Below are 18928 nucleotides of genomic sequence, written 5' to 3' on the forward strand. Positions count from 1 at the left end.
GCGAAGAGTCGTTGGATCACCACCTCGTGCAGGTCGCGGGCGAACCGCGCGCGGTCCCCCCGCACCACCAGCAGTTACCGTACCTCCTGGCCGCGCGCCCGGTCCCTGGGCAGCGCGGCCTGCCCGGCGAAGCTGCCCAGCAGCGTCAGGTCCTCCTCGCTGGCGCCACCGCCGCGCTCCGGCCGGTGCGCCACGATCAGCACGCCGTGCAGGGCCTCGGCGGTGGTGAGTGGCGAGATCATCGCCGGGCCGGTGTGCAGCAGCGCCGGCCACGGCGCGGCGTGCGCCAGGTCGTCCACCTGGTCGTGCCGGCCCTCGGCGACAGCCGCGCCGAAGCTGGTGTCGGCGGCGGGCAGGACCGCGCCGACGAGCGCGTGGGCCTGCTCGTCGGGGCCGTCGACCACCTCCACGGAGAACTGCTCGGTGTCGGTGTCGTAGAGCAGCACCAGCGCCAGCTCGGCCTCGGCGACCTCGCGGGCTCGACGGGCGACCAACGCCAACGCGTCGGTACGGCGTACCTCGCCCAGCAGCACCGAGGTGATCTCGGCGGTGGCGGCGAGCCAGCGTTCCCGCCGGTGCGCCAGGGCGTACAGGCGGGCGTTCTCAATGGCCACGCCGGCGGCGGCGGCGAGCGCGACGACGATCTCCTCGTCGTCCTCGGTGAACTGGGCACCGCCCTGCTTCTCCGCCAGGTAGAGGTTGCCGAAGATCTGGTCACGGATGAGGACCGGCACGCCCAGGAAGCTGTGCATGGGCGGGTGGTTGGCCGGGAACCCGTAGGAGCGGGGGTGCTGGGTGATGTCGGGCATCCGCAGCGGCCGGGGATCGTCGATGAGCAGGCCGAGCACGCCCCGCCCGTGCGGCAGGTCGCCGATCTGCTCGTGCTGCTCGGGCGTGATGCCGTGGACGATGAAGTCGTGCAGCAGCCGGTCCGGGCCGACCACACCGAGCGCGCCGTACCGGGCGCCGACCAACTCGCAGGCCGCCTGCACGATGCGTTGCAGGGTGGTGCGCAGATCCAGGTTGGTGCCGATGCCGACCACCGCGTCGAGCAGGGCCCGCAAGCGCTCCCGGCTGGTCACCACCTCACCGACCCGGACCAGCATCTCCTGTAGCAGCTCGTCGAGGCGGACCCGCGACAGCGGGCTCAGCCCGAGCGACGGTGTCGCCGTTGGTTCCGGACGGGGCGGCGGCACGCTGCTGGTCATCGAGGCATGGTAGCGCCGGTGCCGTTCGTCCCCAGACCCGTCAACGGACAGCGGAGGTGTCGACCACCTGCGCGGTGGTCAACCGAGGCGTGTGCGGCGGACCCGCCTGCGTCGGGTCCGCGATGCCCAACCGCAACGCGATGTACGGGAAGCCGATCCCGGAGAGCATCTGACGCAGGGTCTGCCGGGTGCCCGGCACCTCCACCACCGCGCTGAGCGGCACCACTGACACGCCAAGCCGAGTGGCGGTCAGCCAACCGGCGGAGAGGGCCTCGCCCGCGCGCAACCAGCTGTCCCGTTCGTCCTCGTCGCCGTGCAGCATCGCGTACACCGCCATCCGGTCGTGGCTCGGACCTATCGGCAGGCTGCCGGGACGGCCGAAGTCGCGGCCCGGCACTGTGGTCTGCGGGGGCTGCTCGGGCAGCACCTCCGCCGGCAGGCCGGTGCCCGGGTCGGCCCGGCTGGTCCAGTACGCCAGCTCGGCGCGCAGCTCCGGATCCTCGGCCTCGACCGTGTCGGCGTGCCCGGCGGTGGCGGCCAACTCCAACATCTCGTCGCGGTCGAGGATCTGCAAACGACAACCCTCGGCGGTGACCGCCCGGGTGATCTCCTCGATCGCGGTCGGCGGCACCGGCTCGTCGCTGACCGGCCGCCGGTCGGTGTGCCGGACCTGCATGCACTGCACCATGCGCATGGCGTCCGGGTCGGCCGTGGTGTGGCTGAGGTCGGTCAGCCGGGCCAGTAGCTCGCTGTCGGCCGGGTCGGGCAGCCGTTCCACCACGGCTCGCCACCCTTCGGCGGCCAGCGCCAGTCGGGCGTGGTGCAGGGCGGTGCCGCAACTGATCGCGAGCAGTCGACCCTCGGGATCGCTGGCGGCGAGCTGTCGGTCGGCGACCGAGCGCAGCTCCAGCGCGTCGGGCAGCACCCGCCAACGCCACGGCTGGGTGTTGTGCACCGAGGGGGCGTGGCCGGCTGTGGCGGCGGCCTCCGCCAGCGCGGTGGTCAGCTGACTCTCCTGACTCATGGTCACGACCTTTCCGTCTCTGCTCATCGTGCCGTACGGCGCGTCGCCGTGTCTGGGGTTGCCGCCTCATCCTGTGCCATCCGGTGGTGTGCCCGCAGGGGCCGCAGGTCCCGACCACGCCGAGCCGTTACGCCCGCCTTACCAGGTCCGGCACACCGCCACGACGTCCGGACACCGGGTAAAACGCCCGGTGTCCGGCCGCTGGCCGCCCACCGGCTGCGACGATGCGCAGGTGGGGGCCGAGCCGAACGAGTGCGTACCGGAGCAGCCGGTCCGCGGACGTGTCCGGCGGTGGTGGGCGTGGGCGCCGCTGGTCGGGCTCACCGCCGCAGTGCTGGCGGGTGCGGTGTTGCGCATCGCCGGCCGGGCCGGCGCAGCCGACCTGATCTGGGCGGCCGTCACGGTGGTCGCGCTGCTGCCCGCCGTCTGGTCGATGTTGCGGGCGTTCTGGCACCGGCACTTCGGCGTGGACGTGATCGCCGTGCTGGCGCTGGCCGGTGCGCTCGGGGTCGGGGAGTACCTGGCCGGGGCGGTGATCGCGGTGATGGTGGCGACCGGACGGTCATTGGAGGCGTACGCGCAGCGCCGGGCCACCCGCGACCTGCGGGCCCTGCTGGAGCGCGCTCCGCGTACCGCACGTCGGCGTGGGCCTGGCGGCGCGATCGAGGTGGTGCCGCTGGACCAGGTGGCGGTGGAGGACCGGTTGCTGGTCGGCCCGGGAGACGTGGTGCCGGTCGACGGGACCGTCGACGAGGCGGCCACGCTGGATGAGTCGGTGGTGACCGGAGAGTCGCGGCTGGTTCAGCGGGCCGCCGGGGAGGCGGTGGCCAGCGGTGTGGTCAACGCCGGCGCGGGGTTCGGCATGCGCGCGACAAGGAGCGCGGCGCAGAGCACGTACGCCGGGATCGTCCGGTTGGCCCAGGAGGCGACCGCCCGCAAGGCCCCGATGGTGCGGCTGGCCGACCGGTACGCCGCCGCTTTCGTGCCGTTCACGCTGGTCCTGGCCGGGCTGGGCTGGCTGCTCTCCGGCGACGTGGTCCGGGCGGTGGCGGTGCTGGTGGTGGCCACCCCCTGCCCGCTGCTTCTGGCGACCCCGATCGCGATCGTGTCCGGCCTGTCCCGGGTGGCCCGGCGCGGGGTCCTGGTCCGCGACGGTGGCGCGCTGGAGCTGCTCGGCCGGGCTCGGACACTGCTGGTGGACAAGACCGGCACGCTGACCGCCGGCCGCCCGCGCGCCGCCGAGACGGTGGTCGCCCCGGGCGGAGACCGGGACGAGGTGCTGCGGCTGGCCGCCTCGGTTGAACAGCTCTCCCCACACGTGCTGGCCGCCGCGCTGGTCCGGCAGGCCCGGGAGCGCGGGCTGGCGCTGACCGAGCCGACCGGAGTCACCGAGGAGCCGGGCCGGGGGGTCAGCGGCAGGGTCGACGGGCGGCTGATCCAGGTCGGCCAGTTCACCGGTGAGCTGCCCGACTGGGCGGACCGGGCGCGGGCCCGCACCGAGCTGGCCGGTTGGTCCGCGGTGTGGGTCAGCGACGAGGGTGGCGTGCTCGGCGCGATCCTGCTGGAGGATCCGGTGCGCCCCGACGCCCGCCGAACCGTACGCCGGCTGCGCGCGGCAGGGCTGCGGCGCATCGTGATGGTCACCGGTGACCAGCCGGCCACCGCCGCTCAGGTCGCCGAGGCGGTCGGCGTGGACGACGTACTCGCCCAGTGCACGCCACAGGAGAAGGTGAACCGGGTACGGGCCGAAGCCGACCGGGCGGTCACCGTGATGGTCGGCGACGGGGTCAACGACGCTCCTGCGCTGGCTGAGGCGCACGTGGGCGTGGCGATGGGCGCGACCGGCGCGAGCGCCTCGGCGGACGTGGCGGACGCGGTGCTCACCGTGGACCGGCTGGACCGGCTCGCCGACGCGGTGGAGATCGCCCGGTACGCCCGGCGGATCGCCGTGCAGAGCGCCACCGTCGGGATGGGGTTGGCCGTGCTGGCGATGCTCGTGGCGGCAGCCGGTCGGCTGCCCCCGGTCGCTGGCGCGTTCCTTCAGGAGGGCATCGACGTGCTGGTGATCCTCAACGCGCTGCGGGCACTGGGAGGTGGGCTGCGCCGGCGCGACGTCCCGCCGCGCACCCGGGAGTTGCTCGCCCACTACGGGGCGGAACATCAGGCGGTCCGCGACGTGCTGGCCGGGTTGCGGGACACCGCCGACCTGGTCGCCACCGACCCGGCCTCGCCGAGGTGCCTGCCGGCGGTACGCGAGACGTACCGCCGGTTGACCGAACGCGTGCTGCCGCACGTGACTGCCGAGGAGCGACAGCTCTACCCCGCGCTGGCCGCCCCGCTGGGCAGCGAGGAGGCGACGTCGACGATGAGTCGGGCACACGTGGAGATCCGCCGCCAGGTGGACCTGCTCGGCGCCCAACTCGCCCAGACCGCCGACGGCCGGCCGCGCCCCGATCAGGTTCCCGACCTGCTGGCCACCCTCTACGGGTTGGACGCGGTGCTGCGCCTGCACCTGGCTCAGGAAGAGGAGGAGTTCTTCTCCCTCGACCCGTCCGACCCGACGACCGCCCGGCGGTGACTTCGGGCCAGGTCGCGCACACCGGTGCGGCCCCGCCCGGTGGACGTCAGCGTTCGCGGACCACGGCGACCGGGCAGTGGGCGTGCTGGATGAGCTGTTGGCTGACCGAGCCGAGCAGCATTCCGGCCAGCCCGCCCCGGCCGCGGCTGCCGACCACCACCAGCTGCGCGTCCCGGCTCGCCTCGATCAGCATGGCCGCCGGGCTGGTCGGGACCAGATCGACGGCGATGGTCAGCTCGGCGAACGTCCGCCGCCACGGCTCCAGCGCCTGCTCCACGGCGGCCCGCTCGTCGGGCACCCCGGCCTCGGCGTTGGGGCCCGGTGTCCAGGCGTGCAGGACACGCAACGGCACCTGACGCTGTGCCGCCCGTTCGGCCGCGAAGCCGAGCGCCACCAGCGACGGTTCCGAGCCGTCCACGCCGACCGCCACGGGGCCGGCCAGGGCTTTGTCGGCTCCGTCCCGGACCACCACGACCGGGCAGTGGGCGTGCGCGGCGACCGAGACCGCCGTCGACCCGGCCAGCAGGCCACCGAATCCACCGTGACCCCGGCTGCCGAGCACCAGCATCCCGGCGTCCGCCGAGCGTTCCTGCAACACCAGCGCGGGCGGCCCGTCGTACACCTCGCCGGTGATGGTCAGCCCGGGGTTTGCCGCTGTGGCGTCCGCCGCGGCCTTGCGCACCAGGTCGTCGACCTGACGGCGGGCGGTGTCGTCCGGCCACACGCCGGGGGCCACGCCCGGACCGACCCAACTGGCCACCGTCAGCCATTCGAAGACGTACGCCAGCCGCACCGGCTGGCCGCTGTGCCGCGCCTCGTCGATGGCCCAGTTCACGGCCATCGAGGCGTCGGTGGAGCCGTCATAGCCGACCAGGATCTCCGCGTTGCGCACGTCGTCCTCCTTCAGGGGGTGGTCGGGTCGGTTTCGCGGACCCAGCGCCATTCGGCGACCTGGGGGTCGTCCTCGCCGTACTGGCGGGTGTAGTCGCGGGCCGCCTGCCGGGCGTCGACCATCCGTTGGCGCAGGTGCGCGGCGCTGGCGGCCAGCCCGGGCACCCGGTCGATGACGTCGATGACCAGGTGGAAGCGGTCCAGGTCGTTGAGCATCACCATGTCGAACGGGGTGGTGGTGGTGCCCTCCTCCTTGTAACCGCGCACGTGCAGGTTCTCGTGGTTCGTGCGGCGGTAGGTGAGTCGGTGGATCAGCCATGGATAACCGTGGTACGCGAAGATGATCGGCCGGTCCTGGGTGAAGATGGTGTCGAACTCGTTGTCGGTCAGACCGTGTGGATGCTCGGTGTCCGGCTGGAGGCGCATCAGGTCGACCACGTTGACCAGGCGCACCTTCAATCTCGGCAGGTGCTGGCGCAGCAGTTCGGCGGCGGCCAACGTCTCCAGGGTGGGCACGTCTCCGCAGCAGGCGAGCACCACGTCCGGTTCGGTGTCGCCGTCGTTGCTGGCCCATTCCCAGATGCCCAGGCCGCGCCGGGTGTGCTGGATCGCCTCGGTCATCGTCAACCAGTTCGGGGCGGCCTGCTTACCGGCCACCACCACGTTGATGTAGTGCCGGCTGCGCAGGCAGTGGTCCATCGTGGCGAGCAACGTGTTGGCGTCCGGCGGCAGATAGACCCGCACCACCTCGGCCTTCTTGTTGACGACGTGGTCGATGAAGCCCGGGTCCTGGTGGGAGAAGCCGTTGTGGTCCTGCCGCCAGACGTGGCTGGAGAGCAGGTAGTTCAGCGAGGCGATCGGCTGCCGCCAGGGGATGGCCCGGGTCACCTTCAGCCACTTGGCGTGCTGATTGAGCATCGAGTCGACGATGTGGATGAACGCCTCGTAGCTGGTGAACACGCCGTGCCGGCCGGTCAGCAGGTAGCCCTCCAGCCAGCCCTGGCACAGGTGCTCGGAGAGCACCTCCATGACCCGCCCGTCGGGGGAGAGGTGGTCGTCGCCGGGCACGGTGGCGGCCACCCAGGCCCGGTCGGTCACCTCGAACGCCGCACCCAGCCGGTTGGACGCGACCTCGTCCGGGCCGAACAGCCGGAACGTCTCCGGGTTGGCGCTGATGACGTCGCGGATCCACGGGCCGAGCACCCCGGTCGCGCCGGCGATCGGCGTACCAGGTTCGGGAACCTCCACGCCGTAGTCGCGGAAGTCCGGCAGAGTCAGGTCGCGCAGCACCACGCCGCCGTTGGTGACGGGGTTGGCGCTCATCCGCCGGTCACCGCGCGGCGGCAGCGTCAGCAGCTCCTCCACCGGCGCGCCGGTCGCGTCGAACAGCTCCTCCGGCCGGTAGCTGCGCAGCCAGCGCTCCAACTCGGCCCGGTGTGCCGGGTTGTCGCGTACGCCCGACAGCGGCACCTGGTGGGCGCGGTAGGTGCCCTCCACCTGGGTGCCGTCGACCTCACTCGGGCCGGTCCAGCCCTTCGGCGTCCGCAGAATGATCATCGGCCAGCGGGGGCGTTCGACGACGCCTCCGGAGCGCGCCCTCCGCTGGATCTCGGCGATCTCGCTCAGCACGCGGTCCAGCGTCGCGGCGAGGGTCCGGTGCACCCGGGCGGGCTCGTCACCGGCCACGACGTACGGCTGGTAGCCCGATCCACGCATGAGGTCCAGCAGGTCGTCCTCGGGGATCCGGGACAGCACCGTCGGGTTGGCGATCTTGTAACCGTTGAGGTGCAGGATGGGCAGCACCGCGCCGTCACGGGCCGGGTTGAGGAACACGTCGGAGAGCCAACTGCCGGCCAGCGGCCCGGTCTCCGCCTCGCCGTCGCCGATCACGCAGGCCACCAGCAGGTCCGGGTGGTCGAACGCGGCGCCGTAGGCGTGGCTCAGCGCGTACCCCAGCTCGCCGCCCTCGTGGATCGAACCCGGCACGTCCGCCGCGACATGGCTGGGGATGCCGCCCGGGAAGGAGAACTGGCGGAACAGCCGGGACATCCCGGCCTCGTCGCGCGCCACGTCGTGGTAGCGCTCCGACCAGGTGCCCTCCAGCCAGGTGTTGGCCACGATGGCCGGGCCGCCGTGGCCGGGGCCGGTGACCAGCATGGCGTTGAGGTCGCGCGCCACGATCACCCGGTTGAGGTGGGCGTAGATCAGATTGAGGCCGGGGCTGGTGCCCCAGTGCCCGAGCAGTCGGGGTTTGATGTCGTCGGGGGTCAGCGGCTCGCGCAGCAGCGGATTGTCCAGCAGGTAGATCTGCCCGACGGTGAGGTAGTTCGCGGCGCGCCAGTAGGCGTCCAGCCGGCGCAGCTCGTCGTCGGTGAGGGCGTGGTGCACGTCGAGAGCGGTCTCCATCATGCTGCCTCTCGCGGGTAGGAGTGGGGCCTCCGGCGTCCAGCCTGGCCGGTGCGGACGCCCGGGGTCAGGGCCGTTGGTCCCGCGCCGGGCGGGCACCGGGCCCGGTCAGCGGCGCCTCGGCCAGGCCGCGGACGACGACCACCGGGGCCGGGGAGTGGTAGAGCAGGGACTGGGCGACCGCGCCCAGCATGGCCCGCCCCGGCTCGTCGCCGCGGGCGGCGACCAGCGCCACCTGCGCGTTGCGGGAGGTGTCGATCAGCACGTCGGCGGGGTCGCCGCGTACCACGCGACACTCGGTCGGCACGGTGTTGTCGCGGCCGGCGTGCCGGGCCATTGCCTCGTTGAGTTGCTCGGCGACCGCGTCGGTGTCCTCGTCGTACTCCACCACCCGCAGGGCCAGCAGTCGGGCGTCGCGGCGGGCCGCGCACGTCAGGGCCCATCGCAGGGCGAGGTGTGAGCTGGGGGAGCCGTCGACGCCCACCAGCACCGGGCCCTGTGGCGGCGGTTCACGTCGGACCACCAACAGAGGGCATCCGGCCCGGGCGGCCAACTGCACGGCTGTCGTCTCGGCTGGAACGCACTGACCGCTGCCCGCCATGCCGCTGTCGCCGACGGCCAGCAGGAAGGCGACCTCCGAGCGGCGGATGAGGGTGGGTAGCACGGAGCTCTCGACGATCTCCCCGCGTACGGTCAGCCCTGGCTCGGTCTGGTGGGCGAGTTGGGCGGCGCGGGTGATCAGTTTTTCGGCCTGGTCGCGGGGTGCGGCGACGGTGTCCGCGGCGAAGGCCGCGCGCCAGTCGAAGGTGTGCAGCAGGTGCAGTGGCCGGCCGTGTCCGGCGGCCTCCTGCGCGGCCTGTTCGACGACCGGGAGGTCGAGTTTCGACCCGAGGCCGACCAGCACCGCTGCGTCGGCGGGTGCGGCCATCCGATATCACCTCCCGGGCGTCGCGCCCGGCACGACCAAGCTGTCCCTGACCGAGGGTAGTCGGACGAGCGCGGTGGCGGGTCCGATCCGCCGCGGTCGCCGCTCGTCAACCAGGGTTGACAGGCGGGGGGTTGTCAACGTATGTTGACGGCATGAGTCAGGCGACAGAACTAGCGGCGGCAGCCGGCAGCACCGACCCCCGGGTCGGGCTGCGCGCCGTCCGCGCGCTACGCCGGCTCCTCGAGCGGCTCGAGGTGGTCCAGGTCGACAACGCCCGACGGCAGGGCTGGTCCTGGCAGGAGATCGCCGACACGCTCGAGGTCAGCCGGCAGGCAGTGCACAAGAAGCACGCCGGGCGACCGGCGGTCAACTCATCCTGGGAGGCGTGATGTTCGAACGGTTCACCGACCGGGCACGCGACGTGGTGCGACGGGCGCTGGAGGAGGCGCGGGTCGAGGGCCAACGCCCGGTCGGCACTGAGCACCTGCTGCTCGCCCTGCTCGCCGACGACGCCGGGCTGGCCAGCCGGGTGCTCGCCGACGCCGGGGTACGCGCCGACGACCTGCGCGAACGCGTCCGCCGGCACACAGTCAGCGGCGGCGCCGGCCTCGGCGACGCGGACGCGGCGGCCCTGCGGGAGATCGGCATCGACCTGGCCGCGATCGTGGCCCGCATCGAGCAGTCCTTCGGCCCGGACGCGCTACGGGAGGCGGTGCCGGCGCCGCGTCGCCGCTGGGGGCGTAAGCGCTACCTCGGCGGCCCGTTCTCGCCCCGCTCCAAGAAGGCGCTGGAGCTGTCCCTGCGGGAGGCCCTGCGACTGCGACACAAACACATCGGCACCGAGCACATCCTGCTCGGGGTGCTCCGGGAGGGCCACGGGCTGGGAGCGGTGGTGCTCACCGAGTCCGGGGTCGACCTCGATGATCTGCGCCGACGGGTGGAGATCGCCCTGCGGGCGGCGGCCTGACGGGCACGAGCATTCTGAAACCTGTCTGTGGCACTTCCGACGCCACGTCGCCGCCGGGTCGCTGAAGCCGCCCGGGTGCTGCACACTGACGCCGTGGATGCTGGACAGGACAGGCGGCCCGCTGGCGGCGACGGCGGGTTGCGCTCTGCCGTGGTGGTGAACCCGTCGAAGGTCGACGATCTCGACGAGCTGCGCCGCACCGTCGACGACGCCCTCGCCGCGGCCGGCTGGCCCGAGCCGCAGTGGTACGAGACGACTGTCGAAGACCCCGGTCGGGGCCAGACCGAAGAGGCCGTCAAGGCCGGCGTCGACCTGGTCTTCGCCTGCGGCGGCGACGGCACCGTGATGGCCTGCGTCAGTGGGTTGGTCGGCACCGACGTGGCCCTCGCCGTGCTGCCGCAGGGCACCGGCAACCTGCTCGCCGCCAACCTGGGGCTCTCCACCGATCTGGCCGCCGGGCTCCAGGTCGCCGTCGAACGCGGCCGGCGGCTGCTCGACGTCGGCGCGGTGGAGGACAAGTACTTCACAGTGATGGCCGGCATGGGCTTCGACGCCCAGATGCTCGAAGCCACAAACGAGACGACGAAGGCCCGCATCGGCTGGCCCGCGTACGTGGTGGGTGCCGTCCGCCACCTGCGGGACCGGCCGATGCGGGTGCAGATCCGCATCGACGACCGGCCGGTGGTGCGCCGCCGGGCCCGTTCGGTCCTGATCGCCAACGTGGGCCGGCTGCAGGGCGGAGTGACACTGCTGACCGAGGCCGAGCCGGACGACGGCTGGCTCGACGTCGCCGTGCTCACCCCACGAAACCTGCGGCACTGGCTCGCGCTCGGTTGGGCGGTGATCCGCCGCAGCGGTCAGGTGCCGCAGTTGGAGGTGTTCCGGGGTCGGCGCGTGGTGGTCAGCAGCAACCGGGCGCAGCCTCGGGAGTTGGACGGCGACCTGATCTCCCCGGGTCGGCACCTGCGGGCGGAGATCCGACCGCAGGCGCTCTGGCTCTGCGTTCCGCAGCCCGAGGGCGCCCCCGACCTGGCCGTTGACGCGCAAGGCGCCGGGGAGCGGGGCGAGCAGCTGATCGAGGAAGCGCGCCGTGAGTAGCACCCGGATCGTGCCGGAGACCCGGCTGATGGCCGACGAGGAGCTGTCCGCCGACGACGCCTGGCACACACTGCGCCGGCAGGGCGGCTGGCACCTGCTGCGGGACGCGTTCATCCGGTTCCGCTACGGCGACGGGTTCAGCCACTCCCGGGCCTTCGCGCTGCAACTCTGCCTCGCCGTGGTGCCGTTCCTGATCGCCCTCACCGGGCTGATCAGCGAGCTGGGCGTCCGGGAGGGCGGCCAGGTGGTCGCCGACACCGTCCTGGCGCTCACCCCCGGCCAGAGCGAGCAGGTGGTCTCCGAGCTGCTCGGTGAGGGCGAACGCGTCGAGGACGCCGGCGAGCTGGCGCTCACCCTCGGTCTGCTCACCGGCCTGTTCGCGCTCACCACCACGATGGCCCAGATCGAGCGGGGCGCCAACCGCATCTACGGCGTCGAGCGGGACCGCCCGGCGCTGCGCAAATACCTGCGGGCCGCCGTGCTGGCCGTCACCGCCGGCCTGCCCGCCCTCGCCGGCTTCCTGATCCTGGTCGGCGGCGGCGCGATGGGCGACTCGGTGCGCGAACACTACGAGTGGGGCGCACTCGCCAACGGCATCTGGGACGTGATCCGCTTCCCGCTGAGCCTCGGGTTGACCATCGTCGCCGTCGCCGTGCTGTTCCGACACGCGCCGCGCCGCAACCAGCCCGGCCTGTCCTGGCTGTTCTTCGGAGCCGGCATCGCCACCGCACTGTGGTGGCTGGCCAGCCTGCTGCTCGCCGCGTACGTGCGGTTCAGTGACGGTTTCGGGCAGACCTACGGTGCCCTGACCGGCATGATGGCGCTGCTGCTCTGGGCCAACCTGACCGGGATGGCGCTCTTCGGCGGGCTGTCCTTCGCCGCGCAACTGGAGGCGCTGCGCATTGGCGTGCGGGAGCCCGCCCAACCGGATCTGTGGGAGCCCGACCCGGACCGCGCCGAGCTGTACGACACCGGGGACATGTCGGCGCTCTAGCGCTGTGGCGTGTACGACGGACGCAGATCGGGTAAAGCGCCTCGCCAGACAGGAAAGGGAGGTGCGGGGTGGCCGCGGTCAAAGAGGTGGCGCACCGTCCGGTCGGTCATTTCGCCGAACGGAGCATTGCCGGTCTGGTGGCCGTCACCGGTGCCGGGGTGGCCTTCGGGCTGCTGTTGTTGCTCGTCCGGGTGCAGTGGAGCCCGTTGCAGGACGTCGACCACGGGCTCGCCGAGTGGTTCAACGGGCTCGTCGCCCCGCACCACGCGCTGGTCACCGTGCTCCAGGCGGTGACGGACCTGGGCGGTCGGCCGATCCTCATCTGGCTGGTCACCATCGCCGTGGTCGGTCTGCTGATCCGGCGGCAGCCCCGACTCGCCGTTTACCTGATCATCACGGGGGTCGGTGGCCTGATCCTCGACCCGTCACTGAAGACGCTTGTCGGCCGGCTCCGCCCGGTGGTGGACGTGCCGATCGCCAGCGCGCCCGGCAACAGCTTCCCGAGCGGGCACGCGCTCGGCTCGTTCGTCGCGTACGGAGCGCTGCTGCTGGTGTTCCTGCCGGCGATGGCACCCCGCTGGCGCAAGCCGGCCATCGTGGGCGTCGGTGTGCTGGTGGCACTGGTCGGGCTGACCCGGATCGCGCTGGGCGTGCACTTCGTCTCCGACGTGCTGGCCGCCTGGCTGCTCGGGGCCGCCTGGCTGGGCGTCACCGCGTACGCCTTCCGCCTGTGGCGGCGGGAGCGGGGTAAGCCGGTGCCGCCGCTGACCGAGGGCCTGGAGCCGGAGGCGGGGCACGACATCGCCCCCGCCCCGGCCGAGGAACACGTGCTGGCCCATCCCCGGTCGGCGGTGGCCGAGCTGCTGGTCGGCTGGGTGATCGTGTTCGGCGCGCTGTACGGCTTCGGCACGTACGTCAGCTACCACGCCAAGGGCACCTTCTTCGACACCCTCGACACCAAGGTGCCGCAGTGGTTCGCCGAACGGCACACCGAGGTGCTGACCGACGTCAGCTGGTGGTGGAGCAAGTTCGGTGACACCCATGCCATCCTGCTGATCTCGCTGGTGTTCTGCCCGCTGGTGCTGGCGGTGTGGCGGCGCTGGCGCCCGGTGCTCTTCGTGGCGCTGGCGATGGTGGGGGAGCTGACGCTCTTCCTCGCGTCGGCCCGCGCGGTCGACCGGCCGCGTCCGCCGGTGGAGAACCTGGACGGGCAGATGCCCACCTCGTCGTTCCCGTCCGGGCACATCGCGGCCACGATCTGCGTCTGGCTGGCGATCACCCTCATCGTGTTCCCGCGTACCGACCGGTGGTGGCGCTGGATCTTCGTGGGGCTGGCCGTGATCATGCCGGTCGGGGTGGCCACGTCCCGGATGTACCGGGGGATGCACCACCCCACCGACTTCATGGGCGCGATCCTGCTCTCCGCGCTCTGGATCGGCTTGCTCTACCTGGTGATCCGACCGAACGAGGACCTGAAGGAAGGCAACCAACCGGCCATCGAGTCGGAGGACGTGGACACCCTCGACGACGAGCTGGCGCGGGCCGGCAGAGCTGACTGAGTGCCGTCGTGCTGCGGGCGATGACCTGGAACATCCGCACCGGCGGCCGGGACCGCGGCGGCCTCGACCGGCTGGATCAGGTGGTTCAGGTCATCGACGAGCAGGCACCGGACGTGCTGGCCCTGCAGGAGTTGCGAGGCTTCGACAGGGACGGCTTGATGGCCGGCGTGGCGGGCCGGGTGGGGATGGTTCCCCACCTGGCCCGGTCCTGCTTCGGGCAGCCGGTGGCGGTGCTGGTCCGGCCGCCGTACCGGGTCGTCGACGCGAGGCCGGTGCGTCGGCCGTTCCACCATGCCGCCGCCCGCGTCGTGGTGGCCACGTCGGCCGGCCCGCTCACTGTGCTGGGCACCCACCTCTACCCGTACTCCGGGGGTCGGCGGCGGATGGAGGTGGACTGGTTGATCGCCGCGATGCGCCGCGACCAGGGGCCGTTGACGTTGATCACCGGTGACCTCAACTCGCTCGATCCGACCGTCGACCACACCGACCGGCTGGCCGGTATGCCCACCCTCTACCGGCGGCGGCACCTGCGTCGCTCCGGCGACACGGTGGATACCCGGGCGGTCGCCCGGCTGCTCGCCGCCGGTCTCGTCGACCTCTGGCCGTCGGGAAACGCCGACGCGCCGGAAGCCGCTGGCTACACGGTGCCCACCGGGCTGGGTGGGGCCGAGTTCGCCGGGATGCGGTTGGACTACCTGCTCGGCAGTCCGGCGGTGGCGCAGCGGGTGCGCGACTGTCGGGTGATCCGCGACGGGGTGGCGGCCACCGCCTCCGACCACTATCCGCTGCTCGCCACGCTGGAGCTGTCTCCCGGCTGACGCCGCCGTCGGCTCGCGTGGCCGGTGCCACCCAGGGCGTGGCGCCGGCCGATTACCGTGCCACCGTGACCGACCGCCGCACCGTCCGCTCGCCGTTGCCAGGTCCGCCGAACGATCACCGGGCCGCGCCGGCGTGGGCTCGTCCGGCCGCCGACCCGCCGGTCTCGGGCAGGGCGCAGCCGGCCGCCGTCGCGCCTCCGCTCGTCGTGGCCGTCGCGCGTGGTGTGGCGCTGGTCGTGGTGCTGCCGGTACGCCTGCTCTGGGAGCTGATCGTGGCTGCCAGCCGACTGCTGCACCGGTACCTGCTCCGCCCGGCCGGCCGGTTCCTGCGTCGCTGGCTGCTGGCCCCCCTGGCCTGGCTGCTGCACCGGCTGGTCTGGCTTCCGCTGGTCTGGTGCGCCCGGCACCTGCTGTGGCTCCCGCTGGTGTGGGTCGTCCGCACGGTGATCTGGCCCGCGCTGGTCTGGTTGACCCGTCATGGGCTGCGTCCGGCCCTCGTGGTCCTGGGGCGCGTGCTGGTCTGGCTCGCCAGGTACCTGGTCCTGTGGCCGCTGCGATGGTTGGGCACGGTGCTGACGCCCGTCGGTCGGCTGGTCGTCGCCGCAGTGGTCGGTGCGTGGCGGACGGCCGGCCGGGTGCTGCGACTGCTCCACCGACTGCTGCTGCGCCCGCTGCTGTCCGGAGTCCGGTGGGTCTGGTCGGTGACGGTCGTGCCGGTGGCGCGAGGGCTCAGAGCACCAGATTCAACAGGACGGTCAGCACCACCGACGCCACGATCGAGAAGAGGATCATCAGGAGGCAGCCGAGGCCACCGCCGAGCGGGCGGATCTCCGTGTTGCCGAAGCGCATGATGGTCACCTGTCCGTGAGTGCGGGATGAGGGGCGAGCAGGTGCCGGATCGCGTCAGCGACGGCAGTTGGAGCGGTCGTGACCACGTTGTGCGCGGCACCGGGAACGACCACCAGGGACGCCTGCGGCACCAGCCGTGTCGCCTCGTCCCGCCACCGTTGCGGTACGACAGTGTCGCGATCGCCGGCCACGACGACGGTCGGCGCGGTGACGCGGACGAGGTCCGCCTCGATGGCGTTGTGCACCGAGTGCGACAGCGTCGCGAGGACCCGCCAGGGCCGGGCGTTCCACACGTCCCGCACCAGGATCGGGGCCTGGAGTGGCGCTTCGCGGAGGCTGTCCACCAGCCAACGACCGAACTGGCCCCGTCGGGTTCGGGCCGCCGGGTCGCTCGTCGGTCCCGCCAACGCCAGCGCGCGTACCGCATTGGGGTGAAGCGCGGCGACCGCGGCGACCACCTCCGCGCCGAACGAGTGCCCCAGCAGACAGGCCGGAGGCAATTGGTACGCGGCCAGCCAGGCGGCCAGGTGTTCGGCGTGCCGGCGAACGTCGTACGCGCCTCGGGGGTGTTCGGTCAGCCCGAAGCCGGGCAGGTCCGGCACGTACACCTGATGGGTGGTGGAGAGCGCGACGGCCAGCGGGGTGAGATACCGGTGCGAGACGGCCAGGCCGTGCACCAGCACCACGGGTGGCGTGCCGGTCCCCGGGTCGGCGCTGCGGCGGGTGTGGGTGCGCAGTCCGTCGACGAGTCGCCACTCACTGGTGAGGCCTGCGGCTGGCCGGGGCGCGGCCATGGCGAGCCGCAACTCGGCCGGCCCGAACCGGCCGAGGGCGCTGCGGTGGGTCGACCCGGGCGGCCGGGGTGCCGCGCCTTGGCTCACAGTTCGCGCAACCGGGGCAGCAGCTGCTCCTGGGCCCAGTCCAGGAACATCGGCTGGCTCTCCCCACCCACCTGGATGATCGCCACGTGCGTGAAGCCGGCGTCGACGAACTTGCGGAACGCCTCGACGTGCGCGTCCACGTCCGGGCCGCAGGAGATGCCCTCGGCGACGTCCTCCTCGCGGACGAACTGGGTGGCGGCGGCGAACGACTCCGGGCCGGGCAGGTCGGCGTTGACCTTCCAACCCATTCCGAACCAGCGGAACTGGTCGTGCACGATCTTGCGGCACTCCGCCTCGTCGGGGCCGTAGCAGATGGCCACCTGGCCGTAGCGGGGCTGGCCGGCGCCCCCGGCATCGTCGTACATCTCGATGATGTGCCGGTCCGGTTCGGTGGAGATGAGGCCGTTGCCGTACTCGGCGGCCAACGTCGCGGACTGTCGACCGGACGCGGCGACGGCCATCGGCACCGGCCGTTCCGGGCGGTCCCAGACGTAGGCGTCGGGCACGTCGAAGTGGTTGCCGGAGAAGGTCAGCGTCTCGCCGTTGAGCAACGGCCGGATGATCTGCAACGCCTCCTCGAACATCTCGTGCCGCTGCTGCACGTGCGGCCAGCCGCCGACCACGTGCTCGTTCAGGTTCTCCCCGGCACCCAGGCCGAGGGTGAACCGGCCGTCGGAGAGCGCGCCGATGGTGCTGGCCTTCTGCGCCACCACGGCCGGGTGGTAGCGGCGGATCGGGCAGGTCACGAATGACATCAGCTCCGCGCGGGAGGTGGCGTGGGCGACAGCGCCGAGCACCGACCAGGCGTACGGGGAGTGGCCCTGGGAGTCCAGCCACGGGTAGTAGTGGTCGGACACCACCAGTTGGTCGAAGCCAGCCGCCTCGGCCCGTACCGCATGGTCCACCAGCTGCTTGGGCCCGGCCTGCTCGCTCATCAGGGTGTAGCCGACGCTGACCATCCTGGTATCCCCTCTCACTGACGGATCGTTCCCGGGATACCCCGGTGCACGGCGGTCAACCCTCCCGTCCGGTTCGGTTGCCGCGATGCTTGACGGGAGCCGACCGCCTGCCTACCGTCGCTCTTAACCGGTTAAGACCCGGGTGTGGCGCACATCCTGTGGTGGGGATGACCGCCCCGTGACGGCCCGCGTCCGCGTGGGCCGTTGCGGCTGTCCGGGCTGCGGGCCCGTCAACTGAACCGGTTGCGAGGACCAATCCATCGTCCTACGCTGATGCCTGCGCCGGGAGCCGGGCGCGGCTGCCGGGCTGCAGCCGCCTTCCCCGTCACGTCCCCACCCCTGTCGGGCACCGGGGGTCCTCCCTGAGGAAGGCCATGAAGACTCGACTCTCCGCCGCCGGCGCGACACTGCTCGCGTTGCTCGTCACCGTGCTGGCGTTCGGCCAGCCGGCACACGCCGCGGCTGGGTTCTCCGTCGCTGGCGGCAAGTTGTACGACGCCAACGGCGCCGAATTCATCATGCGCGGCGTCAACCACGCGCACACCTGGTACCCGCAGCAGACCAGTTCGTTCGCCGACGTCAAGGCGCTCGGCGCGAACACCGTGCGGGTGGTGCTCTCCAGCGGCGACCGGTGGACCCGCAACACCAACGCCGACGTCGCCAACGTCATCTCGCTCTGCAAGGCCAACCGGCTGATCTGCGTGCTGGAGGTGCACGACACCACCGGGTACGGCGAGCAGAGCGGCGCGATCACCCTCGACCGCGCCGTCGACTACTGGCTCAGCCTCGCCGACGTCCTCGCCGGCCAGGAGAGGTACGTCATCGTCAACATCGGCAATGAGCCGTACGGCAACCAGAACTACGGCTCGTGGGCCACCGACAACGCCAACGCGATCAAGCGCCTGCGGGCCGGAGGGTTGACCCACACGATCATGGTGGACGCGCCGAACTGGGGGCAGGACTGGTCGTTCACCATGCGCGACAACGCCGCGTCGGTCTTCGCCGCCGACCCGGCCCGCAACACGGTGTTCTCCATCCACATGTACGGGGTTTTCGACACCGCCGCGGAGATCAGCGACTACCTGGGCCGGTTCCGCACGGCGGGGCTGCCCATCGTGGTCGGTGAGTTCGGTTTCAACCACTCCGACGGCAACCCGGACGAGGACGCCATCCTCGCGTTCAGCCAGGCCAACGGGGTCGGCTGGCTGGGCTGGTCGTGGAGCGGCAACGGCGGCGGCGTCGAGTATCTCGACCTGGCCACCAACTTCAATCCGGCGAGCCTGACCGACTGGGGTCAGCGCCTCTTCAACGGGGTCAACGGCATCCGGCAGACCGCCCGCGAGGCCACCGTCTTCGGCGGCACCCCACCGCCGACGACGCCCCCGCCGACCACCCCACCCCCGACGACGCCCCCGCCGACCACGCCGCCCCCCAGCGGTGGCTGCACGGCGACGTACACGGTGACCAACCAGTGGCAGGGCGGCTTCCAGGGTGAGGTACGGGTGACCGCCGGCGCGAGGGCGATCACCGGCTGGACCGCCGGGTGGACCTTCGCCAACGGCCAGCGCGTCACCCAGTCCTGGAATGTGGCGCTCACCAGCAGCGGAACCACGGTGACCGCCCGCAACACGGACTACAACGGACGACTGGCCCCCGGGGCCAGCGCCAGCTTCGGCTTCCTCGGCAGTTGGAGCGGCACCAACAGCCTGCCGGCGGTGAGCTGCACGGCGAGCTGACCGTCGGACCGGTGGCCGGGCCCGCACCGGGC

Annotated in this window: 15 protein-coding genes and 1 pseudogene; 9 read left to right on the forward strand and 7 right to left on the reverse strand. The window is 72.4% G+C overall.

The genetic code is table 11. The annotated features are described in order from the left end of the window. Together AB0B48_RS22455 and AB0B48_RS22460 are read right to left on the reverse strand one after the other, a co-directional pair. A pseudogene (locus tag AB0B48_RS22455) lies at positions 1–1208 on the reverse strand (GAF domain-containing protein); the annotation flags it as partial. A 40-nt stretch (positions 1209–1248) separates the two neighbouring features. Further along, the gene (locus tag AB0B48_RS22460; protein ID WP_357204498.1) at positions 1249–2232 is read right to left on the reverse strand and encodes a nitroreductase; all 984 of its coding nucleotides are present in this window, start codon (positions 2230–2232) and stop codon (positions 1249–1251) included. Between the two features lie 232 nt (positions 2233–2464). Between AB0B48_RS22460 and AB0B48_RS22465 the strand changes: the two genes are divergently transcribed. After that, positions 2465–4810: a heavy metal translocating P-type ATPase gene (locus AB0B48_RS22465; protein WP_357204500.1), complete on the forward strand. Its 2346-nt coding sequence runs from the start codon at positions 2465–2467 to the stop codon at positions 4808–4810. Between the two features lie 46 nt (positions 4811–4856). On the opposite strand, the gene AB0B48_RS22470 is transcribed toward AB0B48_RS22465, so the two are convergent. The 3 genes from AB0B48_RS22470 to AB0B48_RS22480 form a co-directional block, all read right to left on the reverse strand. Beyond that, on the reverse strand, positions 4857–5702 hold the full coding sequence (locus AB0B48_RS22470; protein ID WP_357204502.1) for a universal stress protein: 846 nt from the start codon (positions 5700–5702) through the stop codon (positions 4857–4859). A gap of 11 nt (positions 5703–5713) precedes the next feature. Next, positions 5714–8107: a phosphoketolase family protein gene (locus AB0B48_RS22475; protein WP_357204521.1), complete on the reverse strand. Its 2394-nt coding sequence runs from the start codon at positions 8105–8107 to the stop codon at positions 5714–5716. A 67-nt stretch (positions 8108–8174) separates the two neighbouring features. Further along, positions 8175–9035, reverse strand: a complete 861-nt coding sequence (locus AB0B48_RS22480) for a universal stress protein (RefSeq protein ID WP_357204504.1) — start codon at positions 9033–9035, stop codon at positions 8175–8177. A gap of 152 nt (positions 9036–9187) precedes the next feature. On the opposite strand from AB0B48_RS22480, the gene AB0B48_RS22485 reads away from it, so the two are divergent. The 7 genes from AB0B48_RS22485 to AB0B48_RS22515 all read left to right on the forward strand — a co-directional run bounded on the left by AB0B48_RS22485 (position 9188) and on the right by AB0B48_RS22515 (position 15322). Continuing rightward, a complete protein-coding gene (locus tag AB0B48_RS22485) occupies positions 9188–9424 on the forward strand; it encodes an HTH domain-containing protein (protein ID WP_030336062.1) in 237 nt (78 codons plus the stop codon). After that, positions 9424–10002 (forward strand): Clp protease N-terminal domain-containing protein, encoded by a 579-nt coding sequence (locus AB0B48_RS22490; RefSeq protein WP_357204523.1) that lies wholly within the window; start codon positions 9424–9426, stop codon positions 10000–10002. Before AB0B48_RS22485 ends, AB0B48_RS22490 begins: the two co-directional genes overlap by 1 nt. A 93-nt stretch (positions 10003–10095) precedes the next feature. Continuing rightward, on the forward strand, positions 10096–11100 hold the full coding sequence (locus tag AB0B48_RS22495; RefSeq protein WP_357204506.1) for a diacylglycerol kinase family protein: 1005 nt from the start codon (positions 10096–10098) through the stop codon (positions 11098–11100). Then, the gene (locus AB0B48_RS22500) at positions 11093–12094 is read left to right on the forward strand and encodes a YihY/virulence factor BrkB family protein (protein WP_357204508.1); all 1002 of its coding nucleotides are present in this window, start codon (positions 11093–11095) and stop codon (positions 12092–12094) included. The genes AB0B48_RS22495 and AB0B48_RS22500 overlap by 8 nt, the downstream gene beginning before the upstream one ends. Positions 12095–12162: 68 nt before the next feature. Further along, on the forward strand, positions 12163–13653 hold the full coding sequence (locus AB0B48_RS22505) for a phosphatase PAP2 family protein (protein ID WP_357204510.1): 1491 nt from the start codon (positions 12163–12165) through the stop codon (positions 13651–13653). Between the two features lie 8 nt (positions 13654–13661). Further along, a complete protein-coding gene (locus tag AB0B48_RS22510) occupies positions 13662–14471 on the forward strand; it encodes an endonuclease/exonuclease/phosphatase family protein (protein WP_357204512.1) in 810 nt (269 codons plus the stop codon). Positions 14472–14536: 65 nt separating this feature from the next. Then, positions 14537–15322: a hypothetical protein gene (locus AB0B48_RS22515; RefSeq protein ID WP_357204514.1), complete on the forward strand. Its 786-nt coding sequence runs from the start codon at positions 14537–14539 to the stop codon at positions 15320–15322. 3 nt (positions 15323–15325) lie between these two features. On the opposite strand, the gene AB0B48_RS22520 is transcribed toward AB0B48_RS22515, so the two are convergent. Continuing rightward, positions 15326–16201: an alpha/beta hydrolase gene (locus tag AB0B48_RS22520; RefSeq protein ID WP_357204516.1), complete on the reverse strand. Its 876-nt coding sequence runs from the start codon at positions 16199–16201 to the stop codon at positions 15326–15328. Continuing rightward, positions 16198–17160 (reverse strand): TIGR03557 family F420-dependent LLM class oxidoreductase, encoded by a 963-nt coding sequence (locus tag AB0B48_RS22525; protein WP_357204517.1) that lies wholly within the window; start codon positions 17158–17160, stop codon positions 16198–16200. Before AB0B48_RS22525 ends, AB0B48_RS22520 begins: the two co-directional genes overlap by 4 nt. Before the next feature lie 374 nt (positions 17161–17534). Here AB0B48_RS22525 and AB0B48_RS22530 point away from each other — a divergent pair, with 374 nt between their 5' ends. Continuing rightward, complete coding sequence (locus tag AB0B48_RS22530; RefSeq protein WP_357204519.1) at positions 17535–18896, forward strand: cellulase family glycosylhydrolase; 1362 nt, start codon at positions 17535–17537, stop codon at positions 18894–18896. Positions 18897–18928 lie beyond the last annotated feature (32 nt).

The sequence above is a fragment of the Micromonospora sp. NPDC049089 genome (assembly GCF_040648775.1).
GTDB lineage: Bacteria > Actinomycetota > Actinomycetes > Mycobacteriales > Micromonosporaceae > Micromonospora.

What these genes read in the sequence shown, in the direction of transcription:
- AB0B48_RS22460 (WP_357204498.1), bottom strand. Translation starts at nt 2,232, where the DNA reads ATGAGTCAGGAGAGTCAGCTGACCACCGCGCTGGCGGAGGCCGCCGCC.
- AB0B48_RS22475 (WP_357204521.1), bottom strand. Translation starts at nt 8,107, where the DNA reads ATGGAGACCGCTCTCGACGTGCACCACGCCCTCACCGACGACGAGCTG.
- AB0B48_RS22480 (WP_357204504.1), bottom strand. Translation starts at nt 9,035, where the DNA reads ATGGCCGCACCCGCCGACGCAGCGGTGCTGGTCGGCCTCGGGTCGAAA.
- AB0B48_RS22485 (WP_030336062.1), top strand. Translation starts at nt 9,188, where the DNA reads ATGAGTCAGGCGACAGAACTAGCGGCGGCAGCCGGCAGCACCGACCCC.
- AB0B48_RS22490 (WP_357204523.1), top strand. Translation starts at nt 9,424, where the DNA reads ATGTTCGAACGGTTCACCGACCGGGCACGCGACGTGGTGCGACGGGCG.
- AB0B48_RS22525 (WP_357204517.1), bottom strand. Translation starts at nt 17,160, where the DNA reads ATGGTCAGCGTCGGCTACACCCTGATGAGCGAGCAGGCCGGGCCCAAG.
- AB0B48_RS22530 (WP_357204519.1), top strand. Translation starts at nt 17,535, where the DNA reads ATGAAGACTCGACTCTCCGCCGCCGGCGCGACACTGCTCGCGTTGCTC.